This is a genomic window from Shewanella jiangmenensis (genome assembly GCF_018596335.1).
In the GTDB taxonomy this organism is placed as follows: domain Bacteria; phylum Pseudomonadota; class Gammaproteobacteria; order Enterobacterales; family Shewanellaceae; genus Shewanella; species Shewanella jiangmenensis.
This window is the reverse complement of record NZ_JAHEPS010000003.1, coordinates 36,241-50,580: the sequence shown is the minus strand read 5'-3', so window position 1 is coordinate 50,580 and position 14,340 is coordinate 36,241. Positions and strand designations below refer to the sequence as shown.

The 14,340-nt window shown below is 56.2% G+C and carries 16 protein-coding genes; 6 read left to right on the top strand and 10 right to left on the bottom strand.

Translation table 11 applies throughout. The features are described 5' to 3' along the window. Positions 1 to 22: 22 nt before the first annotated feature. Both KJI95_RS09075 and KJI95_RS09070 read right to left on the bottom strand, forming a co-directional pair. Positions 23 to 886: a sterol desaturase family protein gene (locus tag KJI95_RS09075; RefSeq protein ID WP_214506877.1), complete on the bottom strand. Its 864-nt coding sequence runs from the start codon at positions 884 to 886 to the stop codon at positions 23 to 25. Positions 887 to 1,025: 139 nt separating this feature from the next. Beyond that, entirely contained in the window at positions 1,026 to 2,009 is a 984-nt protein-coding gene (locus KJI95_RS09070; RefSeq protein ID WP_214507221.1) for a DUF2804 domain-containing protein, read from the bottom strand. Positions 2,010 to 2,450: 441 nt separating this feature from the next. Between KJI95_RS09070 and KJI95_RS09065 the strand changes: the two genes are divergently transcribed. From KJI95_RS09065 to KJI95_RS09050, 4 genes are all read left to right on the top strand, one after another. Beyond that, complete coding sequence (locus KJI95_RS09065) at positions 2,451 to 3,011, top strand: YajG family lipoprotein (protein WP_214506876.1); 561 nt, start codon at positions 2,451 to 2,453, stop codon at positions 3,009 to 3,011. 9 nt (positions 3,012 to 3,020) lie between these two features. Next, positions 3,021 to 3,608, top strand: a complete 588-nt coding sequence (locus KJI95_RS09060; RefSeq protein WP_214506875.1) for a peptidylprolyl isomerase — start codon at positions 3,021 to 3,023, stop codon at positions 3,606 to 3,608. 67 nt (positions 3,609 to 3,675) lie between these two features. Beyond that, on the top strand, positions 3,676 to 4,002 hold the full coding sequence (locus KJI95_RS09055) for a hypothetical protein (RefSeq protein WP_214506874.1): 327 nt from the start codon (positions 3,676 to 3,678) through the stop codon (positions 4,000 to 4,002). Between the two features lie 260 nt (positions 4,003 to 4,262). Next, complete coding sequence (locus tag KJI95_RS09050; protein ID WP_214506873.1) at positions 4,263 to 5,675, top strand: AmpG family muropeptide MFS transporter; 1,413 nt, start codon at positions 4,263 to 4,265, stop codon at positions 5,673 to 5,675. A 69-nt stretch (positions 5,676 to 5,744) separates the two neighbouring features. Here KJI95_RS09050 and KJI95_RS09045 read toward each other — a convergent pair whose 3' ends face one another. Further along, positions 5,745 to 6,230: a YajQ family cyclic di-GMP-binding protein gene (locus KJI95_RS09045; RefSeq protein WP_214506872.1), complete on the bottom strand. Its 486-nt coding sequence runs from the start codon at positions 6,228 to 6,230 to the stop codon at positions 5,745 to 5,747. Between the two features lie 334 nt (positions 6,231 to 6,564). On the opposite strand from KJI95_RS09045, the gene KJI95_RS09040 reads away from it, so the two are divergent. Both KJI95_RS09040 and KJI95_RS09035 read left to right on the top strand, forming a co-directional pair. Next, a complete protein-coding gene (locus KJI95_RS09040; RefSeq protein ID WP_214506871.1) occupies positions 6,565 to 6,927 on the top strand; it encodes a VanZ family protein in 363 nt (120 codons plus the stop codon). Next, the gene (locus KJI95_RS09035) at positions 6,924 to 7,853 is read left to right on the top strand and encodes a ketopantoate reductase family protein (RefSeq protein ID WP_214506870.1); all 930 of its coding nucleotides are present in this window, start codon (positions 6,924 to 6,926) and stop codon (positions 7,851 to 7,853) included. The genes KJI95_RS09040 and KJI95_RS09035 overlap by 4 nt, the downstream gene beginning before the upstream one ends. A gap of 70 nt (positions 7,854 to 7,923) precedes the next feature. On the opposite strand, the gene KJI95_RS09030 is transcribed toward KJI95_RS09035, so the two are convergent. The 7 genes from KJI95_RS09030 to prfA all read right to left on the bottom strand — a co-directional run bounded on the left by KJI95_RS09030 (position 7,924) and on the right by prfA (position 14,339). Further along, complete coding sequence (locus KJI95_RS09030; RefSeq protein ID WP_214506869.1) at positions 7,924 to 8,802, bottom strand: DMT family transporter; 879 nt, start codon at positions 8,800 to 8,802, stop codon at positions 7,924 to 7,926. A gap of 84 nt (positions 8,803 to 8,886) precedes the next feature. Further along, complete coding sequence (kdsA, locus tag KJI95_RS09025; protein WP_214507220.1) at positions 8,887 to 9,735, bottom strand: 3-deoxy-8-phosphooctulonate synthase; 849 nt, start codon at positions 9,733 to 9,735, stop codon at positions 8,887 to 8,889. Between the two features lie 45 nt (positions 9,736 to 9,780). Next, entirely contained in the window at positions 9,781 to 11,019 is a 1,239-nt protein-coding gene (locus tag KJI95_RS09020) for a DUF819 family protein (protein ID WP_214506868.1), read from the bottom strand. A gap of 46 nt (positions 11,020 to 11,065) precedes the next feature. Further along, the gene (locus tag KJI95_RS09015) at positions 11,066 to 11,854 is read right to left on the bottom strand and encodes a transglutaminase family protein (RefSeq protein ID WP_214506867.1); all 789 of its coding nucleotides are present in this window, start codon (positions 11,852 to 11,854) and stop codon (positions 11,066 to 11,068) included. Next, positions 11,851 to 12,249 carry a SirB2 family protein gene (locus tag KJI95_RS09010; protein WP_214506866.1) on the bottom strand — a complete coding sequence of 133 codons (399 nt, stop codon included), beginning with the start codon at positions 12,247 to 12,249 and terminating at the stop codon, positions 11,851 to 11,853. The genes KJI95_RS09015 and KJI95_RS09010 overlap by 4 nt, the downstream gene beginning before the upstream one ends. Before the next feature lie 146 nt (positions 12,250 to 12,395). Beyond that, positions 12,396 to 13,244 carry a peptide chain release factor N(5)-glutamine methyltransferase gene (gene prmC / locus KJI95_RS09005; RefSeq protein WP_214506865.1) on the bottom strand — a complete coding sequence of 283 codons (849 nt, stop codon included), beginning with the start codon at positions 13,242 to 13,244 and terminating at the stop codon, positions 12,396 to 12,398. A gap of 3 nt (positions 13,245 to 13,247) precedes the next feature. Continuing rightward, positions 13,248 to 14,339, bottom strand: a complete 1,092-nt coding sequence (prfA, locus tag KJI95_RS09000) for a peptide chain release factor 1 (RefSeq protein ID WP_214506864.1) — start codon at positions 14,337 to 14,339, stop codon at positions 13,248 to 13,250. Position 14,340: the final 1 nt, after the last annotated feature.

The window sequence follows — 14,340 nt, the reverse complement described above, 5'->3', positions numbered from 1 at the left end:
CAGGCGCCCCGTAAACGAAATATCATTCGGCAGATTTTGTATTGCCGGGCGGCGCAAACAGCTGCCTGAAGCGCTCGGAAAATGTCAGCCCCGGCGCAAGTGCATCGGCAAACATGTCGCGCCACTCGCTAAAGGTGACAACAAACGGATTCATGCTGTTGACCGGCTTGGTAATGCCGTAGCGTACTGTTTCCTGCTCTTCAACATAGGTGCCAAACAGCCTGTCCCAGATGATGAGCACGCCGGCGTAATTTTTATCTATGTACTGGGGGTTGGAGCCATGGTGCACCCTGTGGTGGCTGGGAGTATTGAAAATCCACTCAAGCCAGCCAAGCTTACCCACCAGCTGGGTGTGGACAAAAAACTGAAATCCAAGGCTTGCCAGCACCGAAAACACGACCCAGGATGGCTCAAATCCCAGGATTACCAGCGGGATCCAGAATAGCCACATCCCGGCAAGCGGGTACATCATGCTTTGGCGAAACGCGGTAGAAAAATTCATGTTTTCAGAGCTGTGATGCGCCACGTGTGCTGCCCACATCCAGCGGCAGCGATGGCTAGCGCGGTGAAACCAGTAGTAGCAAAAATCCTGCGCCAAAAGCAGCAGCACAAAATTAAGCGCATTCATCTCGATATCAAACAAGCGCCAGCCAAAGAGCCACAGATAAAGCTTGGCGACCAAAAAACCTGTCATTAAATCAGCCAGTTGATGCATACCCGCCAGGCTTAGGTTACACACAAGCTCTGGCAGCCGGTAGCGCGCAGTGTCCGGCAATGCGCCGCGCCGGTTTGCCACCCGCCACTCCAGCAGCATGCAGATAAAAAACACCGGCGCCAGCGCAATCAGCAGAAGCTCCGGATGTTGGCTTAGTTGGTCAATACTCATTTACTGTCCCTGTTATTGTTGTTTTGTCGGATATTTTGCCCTGCTCCGCAGCGCAGCGTGGAATCGCTAGGGCTTGCTTGCATGGGCTGGCTTGCAGGCATGAACTGAGTCAGCCGCGTTAAATTTGCCACGTTGCAAACTACCACTTGGCAAAGTGATCCTCAGTCAGCCCCCACACCGCCTCAAGGCGCAATTGGCTGCCGTCAAGCTCGCGCACCCAGCCACTGAAATGGCCAAGATACTGGCGAAAATTACTCTTCAGCAACCAAAGGTTAAGTTTTTCGCTGCGACAGCCCCGTGGCGTAAAGGTTAAATCCAGTTCACCGCGCTCTGACCAAATCCGCCAGCTGCCGCCATTGGCAGCGCTGCGGTTAAAGTCAAAGTGCACCGGCCCCAAATGTCGGCGCACGCCATCAAGCCAGAGCACGTTTTCGCTGCTGCCGGTCTCATTGACGCCGGCCGCAAGATTCATCCCAAGCCGCCGCCCATCCACCATGGCGTTTATCGATGCCCAGCGCCAGCTGGTTTCCCGGCGCATAAATCCTGCCGAAAAATCGTATCCGGCCAGCGCCCTTGAAAGCGGCTGCGGCTCGTGATTGACGCAAAGCGTCCCTTTTACACTGAGGGCGTTGTGCTTTTGGGTGTAGGTCCAGCCGCTGTAACCCGTCGGCGAGCACATGGCCATCGGCAGCGACAGCGGCAAGGCTTCGAGCGTGATATCGGCCACCAGCGGCAGGCCATCGAGCAGCAGATTAAGCGCCACAGCCCAGCCACCATCATGGCGATGAATACGAACGCCAGCCATCTCGCTGGTCGCAGAAACGGGCGACGGCCCAAGGGCATAGCTGCCGGGCGGTCTTAACCAATGCGTTTCATGGAGCCGGTTGCGGCCCTTGTCGAAGACATAACAAAAGCCGCTGCCAAGGTAGCGGATGTCGGCAAGCGCTATGCCTATCAGATAAGCGGGAGTGTGGATGGCAATAAACTCAAACTGTTTGTAGCCAAAGTAGCGGTGAGGCCAGGAAGCGGGCTTATCCATGTCGGTGGTGGCGCTGAAGCTATCAAGCCCAAGCGATGCAACCGGGCCATCAAATTGGCCAAACAAGGGCTTGCCGCCAATCATCAGGCATTCGGGCGTGCCGAGGGTTTCAAGTGCCATCGCCGCATAGGGGCTCGTCACCGATTGGCCGGCGGCATGTGGCGCGCCCGCAGAATGAGAGCCCTGAGTTTGAGAGCCCTGAGTTTGAGAGCCCTCGGGTTGGGAACTCTGAGTCTGAGAGCCCGGAAACTGAGTGTTAGGTCTGTTGAAATCGGTCATCTTGTTATTTTTATCAGCTGCGGCTGCCTGCTTTTGGTTTTTTACTCTAACGTCAAATCGGCGGGGGTGAAAGAGCCGCTTGCAACCTTTTTATAACAGCAGCGCCTTACGCAAAGCCGCAGCGGAGCGTGGCATCGATGTTGATGAAAACAGAATAAAATGCGGTATCAGGCGAGCCGCCGCAGGCTGGCGATGAAGGCCAAATCTGGTATTCTGATGCGACTTTTGTTCCAAGCAGGAAAAACGATGAAAAAAACTCTGATAATGCTGAGCGCAATCGCGATGCTTGGCGGCTGTGCCGGTCGTCCTTCCAATTATCTGGTACTGAGCCCAGACACTCCGGCAGTATCGGCGAGCGCCCATGGCAGCCTGGCCCTGCGAACCGATGATGCCCGTAACAATCAAACTGCGGTGCTTATCACCACCAACGACGATGCCAAGAAAACCTACACCATGGGTGAGCCACCGGCCGAGGTGTTGGGCGAGGTGTTTCGTAAAGCGTTCAGCCGCGCCGGCTACGATTTGGACCCGGGTGCCAGCAACAGCCTCGAAATTAAAATCGAGCGCCTGCAGTCAAACATCAAAGAATCCATGCTCGGCTATGAAGCCAGCAACGAAATCGTTATCAGCACCTATGCCCGCAACCAGCAGCAGATTTTTACCAAGCGCTACAACATCCGCGGCACCATGAAGGGCCCGATGAGTCTGGATTTGGCCACGCTGGAGCTTGAGCTGAATAAGCTTTTAACCAAACTCGCCGGTGACATAGTCAACGACGGCGAATTACATCAATTTCTGTCGCGCTAAGGATTTGCCATGAAACGGATACTCTCTGCACTCTTGTTGCTTGTCGGCGCCCACGCCAGCGCCGCAGCCCCCGATATTCAGAAAGACAATCTCTACCCCAAGGTGGAAATGCAAACCAGCATGGGCACCATTGTGGTTGAGCTCGACCGCACCCGCGCCCCCATCACAGTAGATAACTTTTTGAACTACGTGGTGAAAGGCGAATACGACAACACGATTTTCCATCGGGTTATTGCCGGTTTTGTGGTGCAGGGCGGCGGTGTCGGCCCCAAAATGGATATGAAAAAAGACGGCAAGACCATAGTCAATGAGTCAGGCAATGGCCTGTCAAACGCCGTGGGCACCATCGCCATGGCGCGGGAAGGCGACCCGCACTCAGCCACCCGCCAGTTTTACTTTAACGTGGCCGACAACACCAAGCTCGACCCGTCGCCACGGCGCTGGGGCTATGCGGTATTTGGCAATATCGTAGAGGGGCTTGACGTGGTGCAGGCCATGTCAGAAGTGGCAACAGGCCACAACGCCACTCTCAATTGGCAGGACGTGCCAATGGCGCCCATCATACTCAAGACCGCAAAATTGTTGCCGGTAAAATAAACACTGTTTTTGAGCCGTTACTCAAAAGCTGGCTATACTGAAACGGTAACAACAAGGAGGCGAACCGATGACACCTTCGGATTTCATCGATACCAAAGCGCCCCAACTGGCTCAGTATGGAAGAGCATTTTTGAGTAACGAGCTCGATTATCGCGAAATCCAACTGTATTTGTGGGATACCCTGGAGGAGTGGCAACAGCTCCAGCCACAGGGTGAAGCGCAATCTGATACGGAAAAGGTTTTCTGGCACCTGATACACTGCTTTGATCGCTGGCCCGTTTGGGTTCTTCGCGGCAATCAGTTTCTGCGAAAGCAGCTGCACGATTGCTGTGACTTCCTGAGCATAGGCGGCGAGTTACCCGGCGGCTGTGTTGGTGTAAGGCCAGCGTCCTGAACCCGGCACCCCGTTAAGCCCCACCCCACTGGGTGGGGCTTTCTATTTAAAGCCCAGAATGACCAGCCTGTTATCAAAACATCGCCAAACCTTTCACAGCGACAGCCTGCTGTTTTCCGTTTTCCGTGAGCCTTCAATTGAGTCTCTCAAGGCGAGCGCGTCAACTATCGATGCATAAAGCAGCGCCTTGGCTGTACAGGCTTGACCCAGGCTCGGTGAACTGGGGTATGCTAGGGCACCCCCACTTCTTTGTGGCTTTTATGTCTTTTATTGCCAACGCCTTAAGTAAAACCTGGGATTTGCTCGCCGTGTACCGCCATCGCCGGGTACTGGTGATGTTGCTGCTGGGATTCTCCGCTGGTTTGCCGCTGATGCTGGTGTTTTCCACCCTATCCTTTTGGCTGCGTGAAGCGGGGGTCGACCGCGCCGCTATCGGCTATTTCAGCTGGATTGCCATTCTGTACGCATTCAAATGGCTCTGGTCACCCTTGGTGGACAGGATGCCGCTGCCGATTTTCTCCCGGCTGTTTGGCCGTCGCCGCGGCTGGATGCTGTTTGCCCAGTTACTGCTAATCGGCGCCATACTTGGGATGGCCGGCAGCGACCCAATGGAAAACCTCACTCACCTTGCGCTGTGCGCCCTGTTGGTGGCCTTTGCCTCGGCAACCCAGGATATCGTCATCGATGCGTTTCGGATTGATTCGGCGCCGGAAGAAATGCAGGCAGCCATGGCAGCCGCCTACCAGATTGGCTATCGCAGCGCCATGATAGTCTCGACCGCCGGTGCTTTGACTATCGCCGCCTGGGTCGCCCCCGAAAGCACAGGCTACAACCTCGCGGCCTGGCAGACGGCCTACAGCGTGATGGCCGGCCTGATGCTGATTGGCATTATCACCACCCTGTTTGCCAAAGAGCCCACCGTGGATGCAGGCAAGGCCAACGAAGATGAAGCGCTGATGCGCGAAAAGCTTAAAGCCCGCCACAGCCCGCGGGTGGCCGCCGCGCTGTCGTGGGTTTACAGCGCCGTGGTCGCACCCTTTATCGACTTTTTCAAACGCTACGGCAAAAGCGCGTTTCTTATTCTGGCGCTGATTTCATGCTACCGGATTTCCGACATAGTCATGGGCATCATGGCCAACGTGTTTTACGTGGACATGGGCTTTTCCAAGGAAGAAATCGCGTTTTTAAGTAAGGTTTACGGCCTTATTATGACCCTGGTGGGCGCGGCCTTTGGCGGGATTTTACTGGCGCGTTATGGCACCATGAAAATCCTGTTTTTGGGTGCGCTGCTGGTCGCTACCACCAATCTGCTGTTTGCCTGGCAGGCGATGGTCGGCTACGACATGACGCTTCTTACCGTCGCCATCTCGATTGATAACTTCAGCGGCGGCATTGCCACAGCGGCCTTTATCGCCTATCTCTCGGGGCTGACGAGCTCTGGCTACAGCGCCACCCAGTATGCGCTGCTCTCGTCCATCATGCTGCTGTTCCCCAAGTTTATCGCCGGCTTCTCCGGCGCCTGGGTCGATGCCTATGGTTATGTGAATTTCTTTGTCAGCGCGAGTTTAATCGGCCTGCCGGTGCTTATTCTGGTGTGGCTGGTCAACAAAACCGTGCCACATAAGCCCCTTTCGAGAGCCTCTGAGGAACAACCTCAGGAAGAGACACGCTGAGAGCCTGGCGCAAACAAAAAACGGCAGTCACTCGGTGACTGCCGTTTTCGTTTGGCGACAAGCCCTGGTTTAATCGCGGAAGTTATTGAACTGAAAGGGCTGACCAAGCTCGCTGGTACGCGCAAGCTGCATAATCGCCTGCAAATCGTCGCGCTTCTTGCCGGTCACCCGCACCGAATCGCCCTGAATTTGCGCCTGCACCTTCACCTTGCTGTCTTTAATCAGCTTCACCAGCTTTTTGGCCACGTCCTGCTCTATGCCCTGCTTGAACTTCACAGTTTGCGCAAAGGTTTTGCCGGTGTGCACCACCTTGGGATCCAGTTCCATGGCCTTGGCATCCACATTACGCTTGGCAAGCTGACCACGCAAAATGTCGACCATCTGACCACACTGGAAATCGGTTTCGGCGCGCAGTGTGACGACAAAATCTTTAAAATCCACGCTGTACTCAACGCCACGAAAATCAAAACGGGTGTCCATCTCACGGCGGGTGTTTTCGACGGCGTTTTTAAGCTCTACCGCATCCACTTCTGACACTATATCGAACGAAGGCATAGTGATTAAACCTTAGCTATTACTGACAGCTGAAACAAAATATGCCGTTAGTTTAACGGCTGCGGCAGCCAAGTTGAAGCCTCTACGCGATAACAGCCGCCAATCGGCACTATCACAGTAGGCAATATTACAGCAGGTGCTATCACAGCAGACAGTAGGCTCGCCGGCACCATGTCGCTGCATAGTTGCGTTAATGTCGGTGTACCGTCGGTGACACAGAGTTTTACAGCCGTGCTGATGACTTTGGCACAGCAATTCCCTATCATGGGCGCTTTGCAGCCCTATTACCTAACTTGGGCGTTGCGCCCCTGTGACCATCCTGTGTGGAACCCCTGTGATGAACCGGCAGTTGTTGTTCAAGATTTTTCTGCTTATTGCGCTGGTCGTCACCAGCTATCTGGTGTTTTCCAAGCCTAACTATCCCCAGACCATTCCCAACCTCGACAAGGTAGGACATTTCGGTTCTTTCTTTGGTCTGGCATGGCTGACCCAGCTTGCCTTCCGGCCGCGTTGGTACACCATGCTAGGCGCGCTGGCACTTTACGCCGGACTGATTGAGGTGGTGCAGTCACGCCTGCCCTACCGCTCAGCGTCATGGGGCGATATCGTTGCCGATCTCGCTGGCGTTGCTGGCTTTTTTATCACCTACTGGCTGTATCGCAAATATGTTCGCGCCGCGAGGCTTGAAGGCGTATGACCATCGCCATACTCGGCGCGGGTGCCGTCGGCCAGCTGATTGCTCATCAACTGGCAAGCACATCTGAGCGCGCCGATTGGCCAATGCTGCTTGGCAGAGATGCCAAGGCGCTCACCGCCGAGTTTTGTTTTACCCCACTCTCAACTCAAACGGTGGCTGAAGTGCAGCGCCGCCGCTTTGCCGAGGCGAAGCTGAATACCGTTGACCTCATTATCGTCACCGTCAAAGCCTATCAGGTAGAAGATGCGCTGCTGCCACTGCTGCCGATGCTTAACGCCGATTGCCATATTTTGCTGCTGCATAACGGCCTTGGCCCCCACGAAGCGATAGCACCTAAGCTCGCTGGCCGCGGCTTAAGTTTGGGTACCACTAGTCAGGGAGCGCTTCGCGTTGGCAGCCAGGGCGCGCTTCGCAATAGCCCGACAGAGCTTAAGCAAACCGGCACCGGCCTGACCCAGTTTGGTCATTTCAGTGGCCCGGCGCTGAGTGAGTCTCTGAAACAGCGCCTGCTTCAGGCCATCCCCGGCAGCGAGTGGGTGGACGATATTCTCACCGCCCTGTGGCAAAAACTCGCAGTTAATGCCTGCATTAATCCACTGACGGCCCGAGACCGTGTTGAGAATGGTGCGCTTGACTCACCTCAGTATCAAAGCACCATTGATGCTGTGATTGATGAGCTGCTGGCAATTGCCGCCAAAGAAGGGATACGGCTTGATAGAGCCGCACTTAAAGCGCGGGTGATGACGGTAATCAAGCTTACCGCGGCCAATCGCTCATCGATGCGCCAGGACGTGGAGCATGGCCGCAAGACCGAAATCGATGCCATTAATGGCTATCTGGTCAGGCTGGGTGAGCGCCATGGCATAGACACCCCAGCCAATCGCGCCCTGTTTGATGCCATCAAGGCTATTGAAGCCGCTGCGTAGCTAAAACCACTGAAGCCTGAAGCCAATTAAACGCCAAGCTGGCTCCAATGACCACCAAAACGACAACAGCTCATACGCTTGGCCACATCACCATCACCGCAGCAAGACCAATCAGCACCAGCGCGGCCATGTCTTTTACCTTTATGGACTGCTTAAGATAAATCGCCGACACCAGCATCATAAAAAAGATCTCCACCTGGCCTAAGGTTTTCACATAGGGCACGGCGGTGAGCGACATGGCCGAAAACCAACCGATGGAGCCTAAGCAACTGCTGACACTCACCGCAAGCGTAAGCTTTGGGCGGCGAAGCAGTGCATCGAGCTCACTGCGATTTTTAATAAGAAGATAGCCAAGCAGCAGAATGGTTTGCAGCACAATCACCAGCAGCAACACCCAGGCGGCGCGGTGAGGAAACGGCAGCATCAGGTTAAGGCTCGCTTCCCGCACCCAAAGAGAGGTGAGCGCAAAGGCGCTGCCACTGCCAAGTCCGAGCAGCACAGTTTTGAGCGACAAGCCGCCCACGCCGCCCTTGGTTGACAGCATAAACACCGCCACAGTGCCCAGCAGCACCCCGCCCCAGCCAAGCAAACTCAAACTGGTGCCGAAAAACAGCACGCCGAGAATAGCCGCCACCAGCGCCTCACTCTTGGCAAGACCAGCGCCCACCGCAAAGTTTTGCAGTTTGAACAGCCGCACCATGAGAGCTGTCGCGAGAATTTGCATCAGCGCCGCGCCGACAATAAAGCCCGCCGCCTTGAGATTGAAGCTTGGCAGCGGCGCATCCTGCCACAGGTACAGGCCCGCCAGATAAAGTGCCGCCAAAGGCCCGGCGTAGATAAAGCGCGCCAGCGTCACCCCGAGCACGCCCACATCGCGACTGAGCTCGCTTTGAAAGGCATTGCGCCAGGCCTGCATAAAAGCCGCCATCAGGGTGAACAAGACCCACATCGTTGTATGCTCCCGAAAACTCAGACAAAAACGCCCGGCACAGGCCGGGCGTTTGAGCATATCACAGGCAAAATGCCAAATGGCTTACTTGCTGGTGTCCAGTGCAGGAAAAGATTTCACCAGATCATCGACCGCCTTCATCTGCTTGAGGTAACCCTCGAGCTGATGCAGTGGCAGCGCGCACGGACCGTCGCACTTGGCGTTGTCCGGATCCGGATGCGCCTCAATAAAGAGACCGGCCAGACCCAGCGCCATGCCACTGCGGGCAAGCTCGGTCGCCTGAGCACGACGACCACCTGCACTGTCTTCACGGCCGCCCGGGCGCTGCAGCGCGTGGGTAGCATCGAAAATCACCGGATAACCGCTCTGCTTCATCTCGTCCATGCCGAGCATGTCCACTACCAGGTTGTTGTAACCAAAGCAGCTGCCGCGCTCACACAGGATGATGTTGTCGTTACCGGCCTCGTTGAATTTCTTCACGATATGGCGCATCTCGTGGGGTGCGAGAAACTGCGGCTTTTTCACGTTGATGATGGCGCCGGTCTTGGCCATGGCAATCACCAAATCGGTCTGGCGGGCGAGAAACGCCGGCAGCTGGATGATGTCCACCACCTCGGCCACCGGGGCACACTGATAAGTCTCGTGCACGTCGGTGATGAGCGGCAGTTTGAAGGTGTCTTTGATTTCCTGGAAAATCTTCAGGCCTTCTTCCATGCCCGGGCCACGGTAAGAGTTGATGGATGAGCGGTTGGCCTTGTCGAAAGAAGCCTTAAATACATAAGGAACGCCCAGCTTCTGGGTCACTTCGGCATAGGTCTCGGCAATTTTCATCGCCAGATCGCGCGACTCAAGCACGTTCATGCCGCCAAACAGCACAAAGGGTGCATCGTTGGCGATACGGATATCACCCAGGGTAATGGTTTTGGTACTCATCATTTCCTCTCCTGTGGGCCAGCCGTCGACAGGCAAGACCCGCTGTTAACCAACAATCTGCAGCAACTGGCCGCACAGCCACGCCATGTAGGTGCCAAGCACATAGCCAAACACCGCCAGCAGTACCCCAACCGGAGCCAGCGCCGGATGGAAGGCTGAGGCCACCACAGGCGCCGATGCCGCGCCGCCCACGTTGGCCTGGCTGCCCACCGCCATATAAAACAGCGGCGCTCTAATCAATTTGGCCACCAGCAGCATAAAGCCGCCGTGCACCACCATCCAGGTGATCCCCACCAGGAAGTAAATGGGCGTATCCATCACTTTAGATACGTCCATATGTAAACCTATGGTCGCCACCAGCACGTACAAAAATGCGGTCGCTACCTTGGAGGCACCGGCCGCCTCGAGATGACGGGCCGGACTGAAGGACATCGCCAGACCCAGGGTGGTTGCCAGCACCACCAGCCAGAAGAACTTGCTGGTCAGGCTGTACTGGGCGGTCCAGGGATAGTTGGCCTCAAACCAGGGTGCGAGAAAATCGGCCACCGCATGGGACAAACCTGTGACGCCAAAGCCCACCGCCACCAGCAGCATCAGATCGCGCAGGCTGGGATTACGGGAATTTTCGGCATGGTATTTCTCAACCTTGGCCTTGAGCGTCTCAATGGCCGTGGTGTCGGCACCGGTTTTGGCGTCGATTTCTTTATGACGGGACGCCATGTAAAGCAGCACCGCCATCCAGATGTTAGCCACAATCACATCCACGGTCACCATCACCGAGAAAATGTTGCCGCCTACTTCATAAATCTCTTTCATTGCCGCCTGGTTGGCACTGCCGCCAATCCAGCTGCCGGCGAGCGTGGTCATGCCGCGCCATACCGCATCCGGGCCCTGATTGGCGGTCAGCGACGGGTCAATGGCCGATACCACCAACAGCGCAATCGGCCCGCCAATCACAATACCCACGGTACCGGTCAAAAACATGATAACGGCCTTGGGTCCGAGCCCCATAATGGCCTTGATATCCACCGACAGAATCAGCAGCACCAGACAGGCCGGCAGTAAATAGCGAGAGGCAACCGGATACAGCTGTGACGTCTTGCCATCCACAATGCCAAAGGTATTGAGCAGTGACGGCAGGAAGTAGCACAGCAGCAAGGCTGGCACGAATTTATAAAACTTCTGCCATGCGGGATGGCCCTGGGTGTAAAACACAAAGCCCAGGATCATGGCCAGCAGGCCTAGCGCCGTGGCGTCGTTGGTGACCAAGGGTGCTGCGGTCATCTTTCTGTCCTCTCGATATTGTTATTATGGGGTGTAACGGGATAACTCAGTGCAGGGTCTCATGGTGCTGCGAAAGCTCCTTGAGCTGCATCTTGACCAGCTCAATCACAGGATCGTGCGGGCTTAGTTCGATAAACTGACGCAAATCCGCCTCTGCCTGACGGTTGGCGCCGAGTTGCTGGGCGATAAAGGCACGCTCACGGATGAGCAGGGTATCGTCCGGATGCCAGTCAATCAGCATATTGCAGCACTCCAGTGCCACATCAAATCGCTGAGCGACAATCGCACCGGCCTTAAGCTCCTGCAGCATGCGGCTGACCAGCGCCTTGACTGACACGGGTTTGACATAGGCGACTTTCATCGGCGCCGCATTGCCAAGCTCGCCGCGCACCAGGGCATGCACCCTTTTACGGTCGATAAACTCGCCGCTAAGCGGGTCAAGCAACAGCTTTTGCTTGCCTTGTTTCCAGCAAAGCAGGGTTTGGCCCGGCAGCAAAATCGGCTCCAGCGTCAAGTCCAGCTGTTTGGCGAGCAACATAATAACCGTAGCCAGCACTGTGCTGTTGCCCTGACGGTAAAGCAAACCATGGGCAAGACTTGCCGCTTCGAGGCTGAAATACTGCTCGCGGGGACTAAAACCGAGGTCGCGGTAAAACCAGCTCAGCATGGCATCGAGCCGCGCACGCTGATCCACCAGATAATGACTGAGCACACCACCGGCTATCTCATACCAGGCCCACTCAGCCTGCTCGCGGGACATGAGCCCCAGGTGCTCAATAATCGAAAGCGGCGTCTCGGGTACCGAGATGCCGCCCTGCAACGAAAAATCACTCATGATGCGAGGATAATCGCCTGTTTAAACATGGCAATTTTTGCCGCATACACGACCCAGGCGATGGCGCCGAGGAACGCAAACACGCGGAAGAAAATGTTGCGATTGGACTTCATCGCCATCACACCAAGCAGAATGTAAGCCACCACAGCGAGCACTTTCTCAGTGAGCCATGGGTCGACAAAAGGATACTGCTTGATGATAAAGGCCAGCGCCAGACCCGACAGCAACAGCAGGGTGTCGACAATGTGCGGCGCAATGCGCATCACTTTTTTGTCAAGCACAGCCGAGCCTTTGAGTTTGAGGATAAAACGCACGGTAAAAAACAGCACACTGACGGCAATCAGTGTCAGATGAAGATGCTTTACAACAGGATACAGGCTATTGATGGTTTCCATGACTGGCGAATGTCCCCGAAAATGAAAGGCGCTAGTGTAACTGAATCACAGCGCCGTTACCATGGCACGGCGCGCCAAAGCACGCCTTGAACTGCGGCCATTTTCGGGGAAATTGTCAGGGGGTGTAACGGGGCGGCAAACGCGGCCTAGCCGCGCCAGTAACCCAGGGTACAGCGCTCGTTAGAGCCAAAATCACGCACGGTCGCTACGCGCTGATAACCAAGACCATTTAAGGTCTCGCGCATCCGCAATGCCTGAGCATACCCGTGCTCAAGCAGCAGATAGCCGCCCGGCAGCAGATGCTCGCGGGCGTGCATGGCGATGTGATTGAGGTCAGCATAGCCCTCATCGGCGGCGGTAAGCGCGCTCAGTGGCTCAAAGCGCACATCGCCCATGCCAAGGTGTTCATCGGTCTCATCGATATAGGGCGGGTTTGACACTATCAGATGAAAATCAGTGTCTTTCACCGCACTGAACCAATCACTTTGCAGCACCTCAACCTGAGTAAACCCCAGATTATCGCGGTTGGCCTTGGCAAGGTTTACCGCATCCACCACCTTATCCAGCGCTGTGATACGCCAGTTTGGCCGCTCGCTTGCCAGCGCCAGCGCAATCGCGCCGGTGCCGGTACCCAAATCCAGCACATGGGCATTGTCCGGCAGTGGCAGATTAAGCGCGGTTTCCACCAGAATTTCGGTGTCCGGCCGTGGAATAAGGGTGGTTTCGTTCACCATAAAGCGCAGCGACCAAAACTCCCGCTCGCCGATGATGTGCGCTACCGGCACGCCACTGGCGCGCCTTGCAATCATCTGCTCAAAGCGTTTCCACTGCTCACTGGTCAGTTGCCGCTCGGGCCAGGTGTACAGAAAAGTGCGGTTTTTACCCAGGCTATGCTGCAGCAGGATTTCGGCATCGAGATTGGCCGATTCACTGCTGCCCGCCAGTGCGCTAAAGGCCCATTGCAGGGCCTCGCCGATAGTGGAATGTGCCGCCACTGCTTAGCCCTGCTCGTCCGCCAGCGCCGCCAACAGATCGGCCTGGTGTTCCTGCAAAATCGGGTCGATAAGCGCGTTCAAATCCCCTTCCATCACCTCGTTAAGGCGATAGAGCGTCAGGTTGATGCGATGGTCGCTCACCCGGCCCTGGGGGAAGTTGTAGGTACGAATGCGCTCGGAGCGATCGCCGCTACCTACCAGATTGCGGCGGGTCGTGGCTTCGGCGGCGCGGCGCTTTTCATCCTCGGCCGCCTGCAAGCGGGCAAGCAGCACCGACATGGCGCGGGCCTTGTTTTTGTGCTGCGAACGTTCGTCCTGACACTCCACCACCAGCCCAGTAGGCAAGTGGGTGATACGGATGGCCGAGTCGGTCTTGTTCACGTGCTGACCACCGGCGCCGGAGGAGCGGAAGGTATCGATACGAAGCTCGGATGGGTTGATTTCCACCGCTTCGGCTTCAGGCACTTCGTGCAGCACAGCCACAGTACAGGCCGAGGTATGTACCCGCCCCTGGGATTCGGTTTCAGGCACCCGCTGTACCCGGTGACCACCGGATTCAAACTTGAGTTTGCCGTACACGCCCTCGCCGCTGAAGCGGGCAATCACTTCTTTATAGCCGCCATGCTCGCCATCGTTGCAGCTGACGATTTCCACCTGCCAGCGCTGGGCCTCGGCAAAGCGGCTGTACATACGGAACAGATCGCCGGCGAAAATCGCCGCTTCGTCACCACCGGCGCCGGCGCGGATTTCCACGAAGGCGTTGGCATCGTCGTTGGGATCTTTGGGCAGCAGCAGAATTTGCAGTTCGCCCTCGAGACGCTCAAGCTCAGCCTTGGCGGATTTCATCTCGTCCTGGGCCATTTCGCGGATCTCGGGGTCGTCTTCTTCGAGCATTTCTTTGGCAGTTTCGAGGTCAGCCACAGCCTGCTGATAGGCCTTGAAGCCTTTGACCACGTCTTCCAGTTGGGCATATTCCTTGGACAGGGCGCGGAAGCGGTCCTGATCGGCAATCACGCCGGCGTCGCTAAGCAGCGCCAGCACTTCTTCGTTGCGCTCGAGCAAGCCTTCCAGCTTGCGGATGACGGATTCCTTCATG

Bases quoted from the DNA above. Each gene is read 5' to 3' on its own strand.
- KJI95_RS09075 (WP_214506877.1), bottom strand. From the start codon at position 886: ATGAGTATTGACCAACTAAGCCAACATCCGGAGCTTCTGCTGATTGCG.
- KJI95_RS09070 (WP_214507221.1), bottom strand. From the start codon at position 2,009: ATGATTGGCGGCAAGCCCTTGTTTGGCCAATTTGATGGCCCGGTTGCA.
- KJI95_RS09065 (WP_214506876.1), top strand. From the start codon at position 2,451: ATGAAAAAAACTCTGATAATGCTGAGCGCAATCGCGATGCTTGGCGGC.
- KJI95_RS09060 (WP_214506875.1), top strand. From the start codon at position 3,021: ATGAAACGGATACTCTCTGCACTCTTGTTGCTTGTCGGCGCCCACGCC.
- KJI95_RS09055 (WP_214506874.1), top strand. From the start codon at position 3,676: ATGACACCTTCGGATTTCATCGATACCAAAGCGCCCCAACTGGCTCAG.
- KJI95_RS09050 (WP_214506873.1), top strand. From the start codon at position 4,263: ATGTCTTTTATTGCCAACGCCTTAAGTAAAACCTGGGATTTGCTCGCC.
- KJI95_RS09045 (WP_214506872.1), bottom strand. From the start codon at position 6,230: ATGCCTTCGTTCGATATAGTGTCAGAAGTGGATGCGGTAGAGCTTAAA.
- KJI95_RS09035 (WP_214506870.1), top strand. From the start codon at position 6,924: ATGACCATCGCCATACTCGGCGCGGGTGCCGTCGGCCAGCTGATTGCT.
- KJI95_RS09030 (WP_214506869.1), bottom strand. From the start codon at position 8,802: ATGTGGGTCTTGTTCACCCTGATGGCGGCTTTTATGCAGGCCTGGCGC.
- kdsA (WP_214507220.1), bottom strand. From the start codon at position 9,735: ATGAGTACCAAAACCATTACCCTGGGTGATATCCGTATCGCCAACGAT.
- KJI95_RS09020 (WP_214506868.1), bottom strand. From the start codon at position 11,019: ATGACCGCAGCACCCTTGGTCACCAACGACGCCACGGCGCTAGGCCTG.
- KJI95_RS09015 (WP_214506867.1), bottom strand. From the start codon at position 11,854: ATGAGTGATTTTTCGTTGCAGGGCGGCATCTCGGTACCCGAGACGCCG.
- KJI95_RS09010 (WP_214506866.1), bottom strand. From the start codon at position 12,249: ATGGAAACCATCAATAGCCTGTATCCTGTTGTAAAGCATCTTCATCTG.
- prfA (WP_214506864.1), bottom strand. From the start codon at position 14,339: ATGAAGGAATCCGTCATCCGCAAGCTGGAAGGCTTGCTCGAGCGCAAC.